Raw genomic sequence first — 15825 nt, 5'->3', positions numbered from 1 at the left:
AACTATCAATGGCATATATTAATAAAAATAAAAAACTGCGACCTTCTATTCTCGACCGTTTGATCGACGATGACCCATATAATCAATCGGAAATCGATACTGGAAGAGAACAAAAATTAGCGCAACTAAGAAATAGTGTCAGACGCGATTTGGAAAAATTACTCAATACTCGTTACCGAGTTGTAGAGCCACCAGAAGAGCTGGAACAACTGGAACTGTCACTGTTGAACTACGGACTACCAGATTTGGCAACAGTAAACACCTTAGACTTGCAAAAGAAAAATGAATTCACAAAAAGCCTAGAGAAGCTATTAAAAGACTTCGAACCTCGATTTAAGTCTGTCAATGTTAAATTTGTTGAGAACCAGAATAACGCAGATCGAACACTTAGGTTTAGTATTGAAGCAACTGTTTATGCGGATCCGCATCCCGAGAAAATTGTTTTTGATTCTTTACTAGAACCCGTTACCAGAATAGTCAATGTTGAAGAAGTAAGATAATGGCAGACGAATTACTCCCCTATTACGAAAAAGAACTTGCTTTTATTCGCCAGTTGGGCGCGGAGTTTTCTAAAGAGCATCCTAAAATTGCGAGTCGACTGGGCGTTAGCACCGATACCATCGAAGACCCGCATGTATCGAGACTGATAGAGAGCTTTGCCTATTTAAACGCTCGGGTACAACATAAACTGGATGATGATTTTCCAGAGCTTAGTGACGGAATGTTAAGCGTTTTGTTTCCGCATTATCAGCGCCCTATTCCATCGATGTCTATCGTACAATTTACACCCGATCCAGAGCAGCTGGACGCTTCTTATACGGTCTCCAAAGACACGCTTATTGAAACGGAATCTTTTCAAGGGGAAACCTGTCGCTTCTCAACTTGCTATGATTCTGAGCTGTTACCGATTGAAGTATCCGCCGCAAGCTTAATGGGACGACCTTTTACTACACCAGGCTCAACTGATATTCGTGGTGCAGGCGGAGTACTCAAATTAACCCTTAAAACTTTCTCAGATGCGATTACCTTTTCGGAATTAAAACCGAATAAATTTCGCTTTTATCTAAAAGGTCAATCACAACATGTTAACCCACTTTATGAGTTACTGTTAAATGATTGCTTAGAAGTAGTGATGACTTTAAGTGAAGAAGATACTCATGGCGTATTTTTAGGTAAAGATGTCATAAAGCCAGTCGGGTTTGAGCCAGAAGACAACTTACTTCCCTACCCTGAGTCTTCTTTTAAAGGATACCGATTACTTACGGAGTTTTTCGTCTTTCCTGAGAAATTCATGTTTATTGATATCGAAGGCCTCGCCGATTTTATTAGCGAGAATGCAGAATCACAGCTTGAACTGTATATTTATTTAAAGTCTTCAGATGTGGAACTGGAACATAGTATTACCGAGCAAACCTTTGCTATGGGTTGCACACCCGTAGTTAATTTGTTTCAGCATCTAGCAGAACCGATCAAACTCGATCATCGTGAAATAGAATACCAAGTAACAGCCGATAATCGGCGTCCTATGGGCTATGAAGTTTATTCGATTGATAAAGTTACAGGCTCTACTTCTACGGGTGACCCTAAAGAATTTTATCCGTTTTATGGCCTCAACCATGAAGTCCAAGACTCCGATTCGGAGGCTTTTTGGTTTGCCAATCGGCGCAGTGCTAAATTCAGTAGCGACGAAAGAGACGAAGGCACCAATGTATTTTTAAACTTGGTCGACTTGCACTTTAACCCTAATTTGCCAGAAGACTACACCTTAACCGTGGAAACCACTTGTAGTAATCGAGATTTACCCAGTCGACTGCCCTACAACCTTGATCAACCCAAATTACAAGGTGTGGATAGTGCTCCTCCTTGTTCAAAAATAAGATGTATCACTCAACCAAGCTCAACAGTAAGAGCTCCATTAAGAAATCAAGCACGTTGGCGGCTCATCTCTCATTTAAATTTAAATCATCTGTCACTAACCGGTCGCGATGACCCGACTAATGCGTTAAAAGAAATCTTGAGGTTATATGACTTTAAAGAGTCATCGGTTACCCAAGGATTAATCTCGGCGATCCTAAAAGTAACAGCCCAGCCCATCAGCGCCCCGTTAAATATCGACGGACGTGCAACCATGTGCCGAGGTGTTGAGGTCGAAATAGAACTTGATGGAACCCACTTAACTGGTAGTAGTAGCTATCTTTTTGCAATGGTGTTAGAGCACTTTTTTGCACTTTACTGCTCTATTAATTCGTTTACTCGCCTTTTAGTTAAATTAAAAGGTAAAGAAGGTTATTTAAAAAAATGTCCACCACGCGCCGGCGAAAAAATACTGCTGTAAGCCAAGATCTTGCCTCATCACCCCACAAATACAGCTTTAGCCAAGCTGTACGCTTACTCGAGCGCGTAACAAAATTTAATCAAACCGAGGGTAAAACGCCTACAGAGAGATCAACTAAAGGTTTTCCGGTAGCACGTTTTTTTCAACCTTGTACCGAGGCGGTGCGTTTTCGTACTAGCCAAACCCTGAGATTTTCTTCGGCCGAAATCAACAAAATTACCAAGCAACTGAATAAAAATGATGAGCACGGAATCGACCAGTGGCAAGTTGTCATTAACTTTATGGGATTAACCGGTACTCAAGGCGTTCTGCCCTATCACTACACTGAATTGATACTGCAGCGCTTAAAAATGAAAGATGAATCTTTAAAGAATTTTTTAGATTTATTTAATCATCGTATCATTTCATTGTTTTACCAAGCATCAAGCAAATACCACTTGCCGATTGAGTATGAGCGAAAAAAGCTTAATCCACCACAGTTTGCTAAGCGAGATACCTCGACCCAAGTTTTGCTGTCATTAATCGGCCTAGGAACCGAGACTTTAAACAACCGACTCTATACACGAGATGAGTCTCTACTTTTTTATAGCGGTTTACTGACCCACCAAATCAGAACTGCAAGCGGATTACAACAAATAATAAAGCGTCATTTTAATATCCCGGTGAAAATAGAAGAGTTTGTTGGTCAATGGCAGGACTTAATTGATGACGTGAGGAGCAGGTTGCCGAGCAGTTCTAACCCAAAAGGTCAAAATAATGCATTGGGTAAGTCAACCATGCTAGGCAAGAAAGGCTGGCATGCCCAAGGCAAGTTTCGCATCATTTTGGGGCCGCTCAACAAACAACAAGCGCAAACTTTCCGGCCAGGCACCAAAGCTTTGCTCGCGTTAGATGAAATCGTTAAACTGTATGTTCGGATGGAATACGATTATGACTTTATTATTCGAATCACTCGCCGGGAAACTTTAGATAAAGCGCAGCTAGATCCAAAACAACCACCGGTTATTGGCTGGAATACTTGGTTAGTGAGTAAGTCCAAGCAAGAGTATGCGGAAAAAGAAACACTCGATATTGCGGTTTCATCGAGACAATTTATTTAAATAATTAGCAAAGAATATCTCAAAAAATTAGTTAACGACATTATCTTTTAATACAAATGAGAGTAAAATTTTTAGGCTCATTAGAAATATAAATACAAGGGAATACTATGGTTTCAATAGACTTAAAATCGCTAGTCAACAAGCTTAATGAACCTTGCCGACAGGCGCTCGAAGGAGCCGCAGGCTTATGTATGGCGAGAACCCACTACAATGTCGAGGTTGAACATTGGCTTTTAAAGTTACTGGAAATTCCCAACAGTGATATCAATGCGGTTTTAAGTAAATTTGAGGTAGACCCCGGTAAACTAAAGCAAGAGCTCAACAAAGAGCTCGACAAGATTAAGTCGGGTAATTCTCGCGCCCCAGCACTCTCACCGACAATTGTCGACCTAGCGAAGAACGCCTGGGTTTTAGCCTCTGTCGAATATGGGCACGGTGTGGCGACATCAGTCCATATACTGGCCGCCTTGTTACTCGATGACGGTCTCCGTCGCTCGACTGATGTTACTTCAAAAGAACTGAGTAAAATCCCACCAGAATCTATTCGCGAGCTTGTAAGATCAATAGTCGGATCCACCGAAGAGTCCGCTGCTGCATTAGCAACAGCCGATAGTAGTGCACCAAATCAAGCTGGCGCACCGAGCGTTGCTAGCCAAACCCCTTCGCTAGACAAATTTACCACCAACCTCACCCAACAAGCTAAAAACGGCGAAATCGACCCAATTTTAGGTCGAGATGAGGAAATCAGACAAATAATCGATATCTTGATTCGACGCAGACAAAACAACCCAATTTTAACCGGGGAAGCGGGTGTCGGTAAGACAGCTGTTGTCGAAGGCTTTGCCCTGCGGATTGCCTCCGGTGACGTCCCGACGCCTTTAAAAGGTGTCACTGTTCGCTCACTAGATTTGGGCCTTCTTCAAGCGGGCGCAAGTGTCAAAGGCGAGTTTGAAAACCGTTTAAAATCAGTTATTGCAGAAGTTAAAAGCTCACCAGAACCTATCATCATGTTCATCGACGAAGCCCATACCTTGATAGGCGCAGGTGGAAAAGAAGGTCAAGGTGATGCAGCTAATCTACTGAAACCGGCGCTAGCTCGAGGCGAATTGCGTACCATAGCCGCAACTACCTGGGCTGAATACAAGAAATATTTTGAGCGTGACCCTGCACTAACACGACGTTTCCAAGTGGTTAAGATAGAAGAACCTTCGGAAGATAAAGCGATCAACATGATGCGCTCGATTTCGGAAATGCTCCAAGCTCATCATGGGGTGCGCATCATGGACGAAGCTATCGTCGATTCGGTTAAACTTTCTGCCCGTTATATTACTGCACGACAACTACCCGATAAATCAGTTAGCTTGCTTGATACCGCTTGTGCGCGTGTCGCGCTGAGTCAAAGCGCAACACCTGCTGCTATCGATGACACCAGAAGACGTATCACTCAATGCGGCACCACTATCACATCTCTGGAAAGAGAAAATGCGACCTTAGGCAATAATGACGAACGCATTGATGCGCTTAAAGAAGAGCAAAAAGAGTTAGAAGCATTTTTAAAAGTTCAGGAAGCCCAGTGGGAAGAAGAAAATAATATCGTTAACAATATTCATGAATTGCAAAAACAAATTGAAGAAGATTTTCACGCGCAGAAGCTTTCTGAAGAAGAGTTAGCTAAAGAAGATGCCCCCAATTTACTCGAAGAAGCCGATCGAGAAAAAATTAAGTCAGACTTACATGATTTGATGTCTAAGTTGGAAGAAACGCAAGGCGAAGATCCAATGATTCAAGTGAACGTTGGCAGCCAAGCCATCGCTGAAGTCGTCGCAAATTGGACCGGTATTCCTGTCGGTAAAATGGTTTCAGACGAAATAAACTCTATTCTGAATTTAAGTGAAAAATTACAAGAGCGCGTTATCGGTCAAGACCACGCACTGAATGCGATTGCAGAGAGCATTCGTACTTCAAGAGCTGGCTTAACAGATCCAAGAAAGCCGATTGGTGTCTTTTTTATGGTGGGATCAAGTGGTGTCGGTAAGACCGAGACTGCGCTGGCTTTGGCTGACATGTTGTACGGTGGAGAGCAAAACATCACTACCATTAATATGTCAGAATTCAAAGAAGAACATAAAGTCTCAATGCTCCTTGGTTCTCCTCCAGGCTACGTCGGTTATGGTGAAGGTGGCGTGCTAACCGAAGCAGTACGCAGAAAACCTTATAGCGTTGTGCTTTTAGATGAGATGGAAAAAGCACATCCAGGCGTACAAGATATTTTCTACAATCTGTTTGATAAAGGTACCATTAAAGATGGTGAAGGTCGCGACATTGATTTCAGAAATACGGTGATCATTATGACCTCTAATGCAGGTGAAGAGCATATTCGTGCGATTTGTGCTGCAGGTGAAGAGTTGCCAGAACCAGAAATTCTGTTGGACAACTTTAGACCGCAATTGCTTAAGTATTTCAAGCCAGCTTTCCTCGGGCGTTCAACGGTGATTCCGTACTATCCGCTTTCCGATGAAAATCTATTGAAAATTTGCAAAATTAATATGTCTAAAATCAAAAAACGTGTTCGCAATCATTATGATGCGGACTTCACCTATGATGATGATGTATTACTTCACATTGTTGCCAGAAGTCAGGAAGTTGATACAGGGGCAAGAAATATCGAAAATATACTGACCAGAACTGTGTTACCTGCTTTGGCTAGCGAGTGTTTGTCAAAAATGGCCAACGGCGATTCGATTAGCCATATCCATATAACTGCAACTGAAGAAGGTGCGTTTAACTACGAAATTAGTTAAGCTAAAAAAAGCCCTCGCTTCTCTAAGCGAGGGCCAAATCGGTTACTTTCAAAAGCATGAATCCTATAACCTGTATGACTTTTTCTGTTTGTCGTCCCAACAATATTTTTACGCTAAGACTGTTATTCATTTTTCAGCTAGTATGCCTCTCGTTTTACTCGCTTAATTTAAATGCGTCAGATGAAACGGCCGAAAAAATCAGTCAGTTAGATGCTGAGTTTAAAAGCTTAATCACCGAGTTTTACAATCACCAAGCTAGGGCGATGATCTCAGAAAAAAACTTAGCGCAAAATTTCGAGACTTTTTCATCAACCTTTTCCGCGATGGTTGCTCGCCAAGATAATGTCGAAGCGGTTTCCTTTATCCACGCCAACTTGAATATGCTCGAATTAAACATTAATGATGATGTCATTCTACAAGTCATTAAAACACTACTCGATAATCATGATTACCAAACGGCAATTAGACTTAAAGGGATTATTGATTCAGTTGGAGAGCAGTACTATGTTTCAAATCTCGGCTTAATTTTTGCTGACTATTACGATCATAGAAACCAATGGCAACAGGTACTATCCTCACTTGATATTGATTTCGAAGAATTGACCCCTGAAAACGCTCACCGTGCCGCTCTGCTTGTTGGTATCGCACTGCAAAAACAAAAACAGCACCGAAAAGCGATTAAATCTTACGAAAACATTCCTGAAAGCTCGACACACTTCCCGCTAGCCCAGCTCAATACTGCACTGGCTTACATTAGACAAGATTGGTGGACTGATGCCCATATTCTGATTAAACGTTTGTTAAAGCAGCCTGCAATTACTAATAACGAGGAATTAGTTAACCGATTATCATTAATATTGGGGTTTTCACTGCTGAATAAAGAGTATTATCGTGAATCCAGAGAGTCGTTTAGAAATATCAGCCTGGATAGTCAATATGCGAGTATGGCTTTGCTGGGAATTAGCTTAGCGGCTATCGGTCAAGAAGATAGTCTCGGAGCGCTCAATGCGGCTTCCATTTTAAATAAAAAAGAGACTCAAGAGCTTGTCGTTGAAGAATCATACCTACTGTTGCCACATATTTATAAAAACTTAGAGCAATATGAGACAGCGAACTCCAGCTATACGCTGGCAATAAATCATTATCAAAATAAACTTAGTGTATTGCGACAGCTAATGGATAACAGTCAAGCAATATTGAATGACCATCTTGTTGAGCCAGTCTCCGGCAAGTTAACTATCGGTGGAATCGATTACAATCTGAGTGAACACTATCCAAGTTACTTTTTTTCAAATTTTGCTGAAACTAAAAAGTTACGCAAACTCAGTCAGGTTAGCACTGTTTCTAAAAAGCTAGATATACTCGAAAAAAAGCAGTCCGAACTATTAGTCGAGATTTTCAACAAAACTATTCAGCATAGAATAGACGCTGTCCAAAGTTATTTAAGTCAAGCACATTTCGGTGTTGCTCAACTATACGATAAAGAGCCTGAGTAACCTTTAATGAAATTTACCCGAATACTATTTTTCAGCGTGCTTTTATCGGCTTGTACTTCACAAGAAATCAGACCGACACTTCGCTCTGTAGATAAAGTCGCAAATCCCAGTCTTCTTAAAAACCAGGCCACCGCGCCCAAGTCTGCGGACGAAATTCGAAAAGCTTACCAAAGATATCTATCAACTACCCCGAAGTCCGACAAATCGCGTAAATTGGCGCTAGAGCGTTTAGCCGAGCTCGAGTTTGATGTAAGTAATCGAATTTCACTTTCGCAATCTGAAGAGCAGCCTTCTGATGCTGAACAACTGGAAGACGAGCGATATACTCAGCAAATAAAAAAGTCGGTGGAATTATATACTCTATCATTACGCGACTACCCAAAAGCAAAAGGCAACGATAAAATCCTTTATCAACTCGCGAAAGCCTATGATCAACTAGGCCAAAGTGAAAAATCATTTTCCAAATTATTACAATTATCTACGGAGTATCCGAATTCACGTTATTACATTGAAACTCAGTTTAGAATAGCTGAGCACTACTTTAGTCTTACGGATTACGATGCAGCGGAAGGCGCATATACCGAAGTCATCATTGCGCCTAAAAATGAAATTTTTTACGAAAAAGCCCTTTTTAAGCGTGGCTGGTCGCGGTTTAAGCAAGCCTATTATGAAGACGCGATCGACGATTATTCTCAGGCTTTAACCTATCATAATTTTGGGGAAATCGAGACTCTAAATAAATCAGAGCGAGAGCGTTTTGATGAATACTTTAGAGCAATAGCACTAACCGTTGCCAACCTAGGTGGTGCAAGTTACCTCCATGAGTTTTTTCAAGATAAACCTGATAATCAATATTTGTATCACACCTATTCGGTTTTAAGTGATATTTATCTGAAGCAAGAAAGGTATTCAGATTCCGTGAACGTTTTAAACGAGTTTATTAAACAATATCCTCAATCGATACATCTGCCCTCTGCACAATTAAAAATCGTCAACAACTGGCAAGCAGGAGGATTCTCGAAGAATTTATTTAGTGCGATAGAAGCGCTATATCAGAAGTATCATGTCAACAATACCTATTGGAAAAATTTTGATGATGTGAATAAGAAGAAGCGAATTCACCAATCGATAAAAGAATATGTGTTACTCATGTCTGAGTATTATCATTCTCGCTACCAAAAGAATGAATTAACAGAAAACTATACTAAAGCTGCAACTTGGTATCAACGCTACTTAAACGACTATGAGTCCTATGCTCGTCAAGATAAAGTTTATTTTAACTTCGCAGAACTGTTACGTCAGAACAGTAACCTAACTAAGGCACTAAATTATTATGAGTTAGCTGCCTATGACGATGAACTGATACTCGATAAACAATCCTCATATCTGACGATTACCTTAACCGATAAACTTTACAAAACAACTAAGTCAGCTGAAAAGGGCGTGATTTTAAATAAACATCTGAGATACGTTGAGCGTTTCGCAGAGCTATACCCAGAAGATAATCGCATTAGTAATATTATCGCCAATGCGACGCAACTCGCCTATACCAATTCGCAATTTGAAAGTACCATTAAATTAGCCAGTTTACTAAAGAACGAAATCAGTAACAGCCAAGATGCTTATAAAATCCATACTCTAAAAGCACAGGCTTATTTCAGACTCGACCAATATGCAGAGGCCGAGTCAGCATATAAATCGTTACTCACTTACCCTCAAATTACGTCGAAAACTAAAAAAGAGTTTACCAACAGACTTGCGCTATCTATTTATCGACAAGGGACTAAAATACAAGATACCGATAAAGGTGAAGCGATCCATCATTTCATGCGAATTTCCGATATCGCAAACACATCAGAAATAGCCGCAACGGGTATGTATGATGGCATATCGCTAATGGTAAATACTCAACAATGGGAACAAACTGTTAGCTCAATTCAACGATTCCAAAAGCTTTATCCCAAAAGTAAATACAATCAAGATTTAACCAAAAAACTATCAATTGCGTATTTAAATTCCGATCAAAAAATCAAAGCCGCAGAGCAGTTTGAAAAGATTTCTAGCTTCGAAAAGAGTCGAGACATACAAATGACTGCTTTATGGCAAGCCGCAGAGCTTTACGAATCTAAGGGTGATATTGCATCTGCTATCCGTTCTTATTCAAAATATGCAGACACTTATCGACAGCCCTACGCGCAAAATATGGAAGCGATGTCAAAGTTAGTCGAGCTTTTTGCATTATCAAAAAATTCAAAAAATGTATCCAAGTGGCAAAGTCGAATTCTAAAAGCAGATAAAAGCTCATCCAAAGAAGATAGAACCGACAGGACGAACTATATTGCATCCATGACAGCACTGCAGATGGCAAGAGACAAAAATAATGAGTTCCGCAGTCACAAACTTGTCGCCCCCTTTAAAGTGAATTTGCGACGTAAGAAAAATGCCATGCAGTCTGCAGTAAAGCTCTTTGGGCGAGCGTCTTCTTATGGTATTCCTGATGCGACAACCGAATCTACCTATGCAATCGCAAGAATCTATCAAGACTTTAGTCAAGCCTTGCTAAACTCCGAAAGACCTAAGAGTTTACAAGGTGAAGAACTGGAACAATACAATATTTTGTTAGAAGACCAGGCGTTTCCGTTTGAAGATAAAGCGATTGAATTTTATGAAGTCAACTTATCTCGTATTAAGAATAATATTTTTGATGACTGGGTAAGTAAAAGTCTGTCAGAGCTAAAAACATTGTTTCCTGTAAAATATGGGAGAAAGAGTAAAATTGACGGATATATTGAAACATTAGAATAAGTTTTTAAGTGTATCGAAATGAATGAGATAAAAAGTACAAAGTTGATGGTTCTAAGAGCAGCACTAGTAAGGTTATCTTTGATAACTATGTTAATTTTGAGCGGCTGTAGTGCAAATAAGACTTTGACTGAATCGCAAGCAAGTCAAGGCACCCCTGAGAAGTTAGGCCCAACAGCACAACAAAAAGAAGCTTATAATGAAGCATTGACTGCGCTTGATAAGAAAGACTATGCCAAGGCTGAGTTCATATTGAAAGACCTAAACCAAAGTAACCCCGAACTCTCTGGCCCATGGGCTAACCTTGGGCTTATCAAACTGATTCAGAAAAAGCCTGACGAAGCCGAGAAGCTATTAACAAGATCTTTGGAGCTCAATCCAAAACTAACCAAAGCACTTAATTTATTGGGACTTATCGCGATTCATGACAGACAATTGGCTGAGGCTGAAAGTTACTTTAAGCAAGCTATTGATATCGATGATACTTATTCGAATGCGCATTATAACTTAGCATTGTTGTACGATATTTACTTACAAGATATAAATAAAGCGGCTTTACATTATCGAAAATATTCTGAACTCACTCAAAACACCGACGAAGAAACGCTCAATTGGCTCGAACAATTGGAAGCGACTTTGCGATAACAGAAACAGTAAAAGTATTATGTTTAATTTAACGAATCTAAGATATATCAGCTTATTGCTAATGGTTACATTATCAATTTGTGGCTCGAGTTTTGTCCTCGCAGAATCATCTGACAATACCGATATACAAGAAAATCAAAGTAAAAATCGAGATAATAAAGACAATATCAAGCTTAAAACACTTACAATACAAGGTAATAAAGAGTTACCTAAAGTACTATTTATCGTCCCATGGCAAGACCCTAAAAAGAAAAAAGGCAGCAAAAGCCAACAACGTTTGGTTTTGCATAGTCTATATGGTGATTTATTTGACCCGATGAAACCATCGGAATTTAATCTCGATTTGAAAACGGACAATCAAACACAGGAGTGATAATGACTTACCTTATCAATGTCAATCGGTCGCAAGATAGCGGTGTACTAACTTTTACTGGTGCAAACAAGACTATCACCACTAAGTGCTATTGGAATAAAGATAAGAAAATACCAGCAAAAACTTATAAAGACTGCTCGGCAACTAGAATGTCGAGAAAGAAAAACTCTAAGGGCGATCCTCGTGAAGCCGTATTTATTCCTGGCGTTCCCGGATTCTCTGGGATTTTTATTCATATGGGTAAGGTGCCTTATCAGAAATGGTCCGATGGCTGTATCGTTATCGATGAAGCAAAGATGATTGAAATATATAATTTAATCACACCGAAAGATGGACGGAATGTTACCGTAACAGTCACAGGATAATCCTATGAAGGGCGTATTCTTACTTTTCGCTTTATTACTCACAACAGCGTGCAAAAATAACCCAGTCTCCGAGACGAATCAAAGTCAACTTAATGATTACGAGATACTGCTTAGTGCATTAGTCGATGACAATAAAAAACGCTTTACCTATACCGATGCAGAAGGTAATCAAAAATTTGACGAGCTTAAAGAGTTCAAAGCACTAGAGTCTATCTATATTAAAAATATTGAAATGAAAGACGCCAATGGTCAACTTAGTGAGAAAAATTTAAAGGCTATTATGTTCTTCGCGTTTTACGCAAAAGAAAGAAACTCTGCCGCTTTTCAAGAGTATTTAGCTACTGATTTATTGCCCCTGTACTTAAAAAATAGAAAAGCATTCTTAGTGGTCTTAGAGCAGTCCCCTTTTTTAATTGATGCCAACTGTTCGCGATTAAATGCTTATTTTAGTTTTGAAGATCAACAAAAGATTAACCGGAATGATTTTTTACAAGATAATCAACCGATTTTTTCCCGCGAACTAACCCCAGAAAACTCGAACCGCTGTTTAAAGCACTTCAATTAAGCGCAAAATTGAATTCTAGTTTCGTCCTATTAGAAAAACAGCTTTTAATTACGCAGATAAAAAAGTAAGTGGCCCGCGAGGCTATTGTTATATTAGTTGTTTTTCATTCGTCTTTTTTGATTGTTTAACAGCCTACTTATAACCAACCGTATTAATTCCAGGAATCAACACGCTATCTTTGTTTTTTATTGAACGAATACAACAGATTCCGACTTCTTTAAGTGCTTCAAATACCTTATCAGACATATTAACTTCTGCACACGGAGTTACCATTGACTCACCATCTTCATCGTAAACATGCAACGGTAAATTATCGACCTCACATTGACGGATCGCCAGTAAACTATCCCGTGTGCTGAAGTTTTGAGCCATAAGTAAAACGACTAACCAAGCCCCACTGCTCCACAAATAACCCGATTGCCGATTATCAACATCAAGCTCCTCAAAGCGAAAACTTTCTATTGGCATGCTTTTCTGACCATAAGGCATTCGGCTTAAATATCTTGGAGCAACAGCGATTAAATGTGCTGCTTCTGGCGTTTTTCTGAACGCTTCCCATAGCTCTCGTTCTTTTTGATTCTGCGTATAGCCCCATTCTTGAAGGTCAGGGGTAAGCGCCAGGCTTTCACAGCCCGCAAGCCGTTCGGTTACCGAGGTAACTGCGACAGCACTACCTTTTGAAGCAACCTTACTGAGGTGCTGCAAAGCTTCAATATCTTTGATATCCTGCCCGAATCGGTCAGTGTGCATGACCAGATTATATGGTGTATCACCGATTGAGCTTCGGCTTGATACGATAAGTTGATATAAACCACTTTGTTCAAAGTCATTAACGCTATCTTCGATAAGCTCTTTCTGACTAACATCTGCGATAAAGATCTTCATCGAGTTGGTCGTTTCAATTCGCCTTACTAGCAAATTTAGACTTTGCCATACAGACTCAATATTTTGAAACGCACCATCGTGTAGCAGTTGTCTCATTAAGTTGCTGGTAGCGTCGTCTATCGTTGCTAACAGTTCCTCTAATCTCGGGTCGGGTTTGGGCTGTACATAAGGCGCGACGATATCTTTAATAAGCGCCTGAATATCAAAAGCGGAATTGTCATTACTCGTCTGACTATTACTCAATACATTCTCAAGGATAGAGCCCTCTCCTTGGTTGGCTTCATTTTGCTGGGCAACAATACTCGACGATTTATCGTCAGGCTGAGTCTCTTTTTGCTGAGACCATTGATAGATCTCATCGGCGGCCGCATTGAAAGTTTGCGGATTATTTAATTTTCTTTTCAAAACTCGCAGACGACTAAATAATTCTACATTCTCGTAAATAAAATCAGGATGTAAATCATCCATTTCCTTAAATACGAGCTCCTCCTCTGCGAGAGGTGAATGGTATTTAACTGACATTCGCTGAAAAATTTCATCGATATTGTCTCTGTCGACTTCAAATACCTTTCTCGTTTTTAAAGACTGAACGTCATTCAAACTAAGGTTATCTCGACCACTAAAATCCCCAAGGATCAAGATATGGCATTTATTATCTCTGCTCATAATAGTTTTTCGACCTCGTTCTTTAAAATTGAATGATGATGAGTTGTTTCATATTAGCGCAGCGACTCACTGATTGCTACGGGTTAAATCCATGATTTAAAATAATAAACTTTGCTTTTATTATTTTATAAAGAGAGATAATCGCTTTGACTTGATTATCAGTTGCGCCTAGGCTTGTGGTTTCGCCTTGTAAGAGCATTCACAATAAAAAAGCCCAGCTATTCCGAGCTAGGCTTTCATAAGAGCAGTGAAACTTGGTGTCATTAATCTAATACTAAAAAATCAATTAAATACTAGATAAAATAACCTTTCTTCACTCATTGGTTATTGAATAATAATACTAGCCATCAACTTTTGCTCATAAGAACCACGTTGAGCATTCCCCAATCTTGGGTTTTTCTGAATATCTCTGCCCACAAGTGTAGACTCATAGCCAGGAGGGTAAATGAGGCCAAGCTCTACAGCTTTTTGCACAATTTGAGCAACTTGCATTCGCTCGATTTTTGCGCCATTAGGAAAAACAAAATGTTTGTGAGCACTTATATGGACTTTGTGTGGTAGTCCTTTCGGATGAATATGCGAATGTTGCACATGATTTTCTCGCATATCTCCTGTTGAGCCTCTCAACGCCGTTCCTTGAATAAAGCGTTCAAGTTGGTTAGTGGTAGAATTGGCTAATCGAGGATACATTGTGAAAGCTCGTCCACCCTTTGAAATATCGAACCCCTCGATATATTTTGACTCATTAAGTGGAAATTGATAAGTCATACCGTGCACAGGATGGTCACGGATTTCAGCTGGTACACCACTCAAATTTGGATCTTTTATAACGGCTTGTTCATATTTGGCCAAAACTTCTTGTGACAAATGCGGCCACTCTTGTAAATTAACCGTCAATGTCTTAAGTACTTTCAAGTTTGCGCCAGTATGGTTGGCATAAATAGTATCACCTGGAGATAGCTTTATTGGCCCTCCATGATCATTAGTTGCCAGTACTCTCTTAGTTGTCATTGAATTCTCCTCGTCTTAATACTGTGCTTAAGCTCATTTCCATGATTGTTATATCGATTTTCGACACACAGACAGAATATTCTATGCGTCGGTTTTGACGGTATTGTCCACAAACCCTGAACGATTCTCAATACCCATTTATAAGTATCTCGGTAAACCAGCTTTGACTCAAACAGGTATATCTCTCATACCAAGTCGCTTTACCAATCCGAATAATCTTCGGTTAAAGTTAACTCAACGCCATAAAGACAGTCAGAACTTTCAAGATGAGCTTTTACTTCTTCGCTAATTATCACTTTAGTCGGGTCATCTTTTAGCCGAAATATTTTCAACCCATTAGTTTTAGACTCGTCAATTACCATTGATAAAAAATCATAACCAATGCCCGTTGTCCATGGTTTGACTTTGCTCTTATTTAAATCAACGCAATCCAGTAAACCTAGTATGTTTGCTAGCCAATATCCACCTTCAGTTTCATTCGTGTCTTGATCCCTTAGTCGAACTGGATAGAATTTAACGTTGTCAATGCCGAATTTCTCAAGCGCGTCTTTTAACTCGTCAGAATACAACGTTAGAAATCCGTCAATAATATCTCCTCGATAATCTCCGCTCTCTAAGGCAAGATCTAATATTAATGGCCCCTCATCTGAAGGGTTTGTCATTGCTTTGCCTTGAATCCATTCAAGAGAATCGACATTATCAGGTACGCCGTCTATAGCAGGACTTCCTTCAATTAAGGTGTACTGCCTCATAATGTAATATTTCAATTTATAAACTCCAA

At 39.8% G+C, this 15825-nt stretch carries 13 protein-coding genes; 10 read left to right on the top strand and 3 right to left on the bottom strand.

Annotation, left to right across the window (positions count from 1 at the left end; translation table 11 throughout):
* The first annotated feature begins 8 nt into the window (after positions 1–8).
* The 10 genes from tssE (at position 9) to FLL45_RS00085 (ending at position 12482) form a co-directional block, all read left to right on the top strand.
* Positions 9–500 (top strand): type VI secretion system baseplate subunit TssE, encoded by a 492-nt coding sequence (gene tssE / locus FLL45_RS00130; protein ID WP_142887772.1) that lies wholly within the window; start codon positions 9–11, stop codon positions 498–500.
* Positions 500–2335: a type VI secretion system baseplate subunit TssF gene (gene tssF / locus FLL45_RS00125; RefSeq protein ID WP_142887771.1), complete on the top strand. Its 1836-nt coding sequence runs from the start codon at positions 500–502 to the stop codon at positions 2333–2335. The genes tssE and tssF overlap by 1 nt, the downstream gene beginning before the upstream one ends.
* Positions 2299–3435, top strand: coding sequence for a type VI secretion system baseplate subunit TssG (gene tssG, locus FLL45_RS00120; protein WP_142887770.1), 1137 nt, complete (start codon positions 2299–2301; stop codon positions 3433–3435). The genes tssF and tssG overlap by 37 nt, the downstream gene beginning before the upstream one ends.
* 107 nt (positions 3436–3542) lie before the next feature.
* Entirely contained in the window at positions 3543–6236 is a 2694-nt protein-coding gene (gene tssH, locus FLL45_RS00115) for a type VI secretion system ATPase TssH (protein WP_142887769.1), read from the top strand.
* A gap of 56 nt (positions 6237–6292) precedes the next feature.
* Positions 6293–7732: a tetratricopeptide repeat protein gene (locus tag FLL45_RS00110; RefSeq protein WP_142887768.1), complete on the top strand. Its 1440-nt coding sequence runs from the start codon at positions 6293–6295 to the stop codon at positions 7730–7732.
* Positions 7733–7738: 6 nt separating this feature from the next.
* Positions 7739–10537: a tetratricopeptide repeat protein gene (locus FLL45_RS00105; RefSeq protein ID WP_142887767.1), complete on the top strand. Its 2799-nt coding sequence runs from the start codon at positions 7739–7741 to the stop codon at positions 10535–10537.
* An 18-nt stretch (positions 10538–10555) separates the two neighbouring features.
* Positions 10556–11179: a tetratricopeptide repeat protein gene (locus FLL45_RS00100; RefSeq protein WP_142887766.1), complete on the top strand. Its 624-nt coding sequence runs from the start codon at positions 10556–10558 to the stop codon at positions 11177–11179.
* A 19-nt stretch (positions 11180–11198) separates the two neighbouring features.
* Entirely contained in the window at positions 11199–11552 is a 354-nt protein-coding gene (locus FLL45_RS00095) for a hypothetical protein (protein ID WP_142887765.1), read from the top strand.
* Between the two features lie 2 nt (positions 11553–11554).
* A complete protein-coding gene (locus FLL45_RS00090) occupies positions 11555–11917 on the top strand; it encodes a L,D-transpeptidase family protein (RefSeq protein ID WP_142887764.1) in 363 nt (120 codons plus the stop codon).
* 4 nt (positions 11918–11921) lie between these two features.
* Positions 11922–12482, top strand: a complete 561-nt coding sequence (locus FLL45_RS00085; protein ID WP_142887763.1) for a hypothetical protein — start codon at positions 11922–11924, stop codon at positions 12480–12482.
* 132 nt (positions 12483–12614) lie between these two features.
* Here the strand turns inward: FLL45_RS00085 and FLL45_RS00080 are convergent, their stop codons facing one another.
* From FLL45_RS00080 to FLL45_RS00070, 3 genes are all read right to left on the bottom strand, one after another.
* Positions 12615–14033 (bottom strand): type VI secretion system contractile sheath domain-containing protein, encoded by a 1419-nt coding sequence (locus FLL45_RS00080; RefSeq protein WP_142887762.1) that lies wholly within the window; start codon positions 14031–14033, stop codon positions 12615–12617.
* A 324-nt stretch (positions 14034–14357) separates the two neighbouring features.
* A complete protein-coding gene (locus tag FLL45_RS00075) occupies positions 14358–15044 on the bottom strand; it encodes a hypothetical protein (RefSeq protein ID WP_142887761.1) in 687 nt (228 codons plus the stop codon).
* A gap of 200 nt (positions 15045–15244) precedes the next feature.
* On the bottom strand, positions 15245–15811 hold the full coding sequence (locus tag FLL45_RS00070; RefSeq protein WP_142887760.1) for an imm11 family protein: 567 nt from the start codon (positions 15809–15811) through the stop codon (positions 15245–15247).
* Positions 15812–15825: the final 14 nt, after the last annotated feature.

Origin of the sequence: Aliikangiella marina (assembly GCF_007004765.1) — a bacterium.
GTDB classification, from domain to species: Bacteria; Pseudomonadota; Gammaproteobacteria; order Enterobacterales; family Kangiellaceae; genus Aliikangiella; species Aliikangiella marina.
Note: the sequence above shows the minus strand (reverse complement) of the source record. Positions and strands in the feature narration are given on the sequence as shown.

Coding starts and splice junctions, on each gene's coding strand:
- tssE (WP_142887772.1), top strand. CDS start 9: ATGGCATATATTAATAAAAATAAAAAACTGCGACCTTCTATTCTCGAC.
- tssF (WP_142887771.1), top strand. CDS start 500: ATGGCAGACGAATTACTCCCCTATTACGAAAAAGAACTTGCTTTTATT.
- tssG (WP_142887770.1), top strand. CDS start 2,299: ATGTCCACCACGCGCCGGCGAAAAAATACTGCTGTAAGCCAAGATCTT.
- tssH (WP_142887769.1), top strand. CDS start 3,543: ATGGTTTCAATAGACTTAAAATCGCTAGTCAACAAGCTTAATGAACCT.
- FLL45_RS00110 (WP_142887768.1), top strand. CDS start 6,293: ATGAATCCTATAACCTGTATGACTTTTTCTGTTTGTCGTCCCAACAAT.
- FLL45_RS00105 (WP_142887767.1), top strand. CDS start 7,739: ATGAAATTTACCCGAATACTATTTTTCAGCGTGCTTTTATCGGCTTGT.
- FLL45_RS00100 (WP_142887766.1), top strand. CDS start 10,556: ATGAATGAGATAAAAAGTACAAAGTTGATGGTTCTAAGAGCAGCACTA.
- FLL45_RS00095 (WP_142887765.1), top strand. CDS start 11,199: ATGTTTAATTTAACGAATCTAAGATATATCAGCTTATTGCTAATGGTT.
- FLL45_RS00090 (WP_142887764.1), top strand. CDS start 11,555: ATGACTTACCTTATCAATGTCAATCGGTCGCAAGATAGCGGTGTACTA.
- FLL45_RS00085 (WP_142887763.1), top strand. CDS start 11,922: ATGAAGGGCGTATTCTTACTTTTCGCTTTATTACTCACAACAGCGTGC.
- FLL45_RS00080 (WP_142887762.1), bottom strand. CDS start 14,033: ATGAGCAGAGATAATAAATGCCATATCTTGATCCTTGGGGATTTTAGT.
- FLL45_RS00075 (WP_142887761.1), bottom strand. CDS start 15,044: ATGACAACTAAGAGAGTACTGGCAACTAATGATCATGGAGGGCCAATA.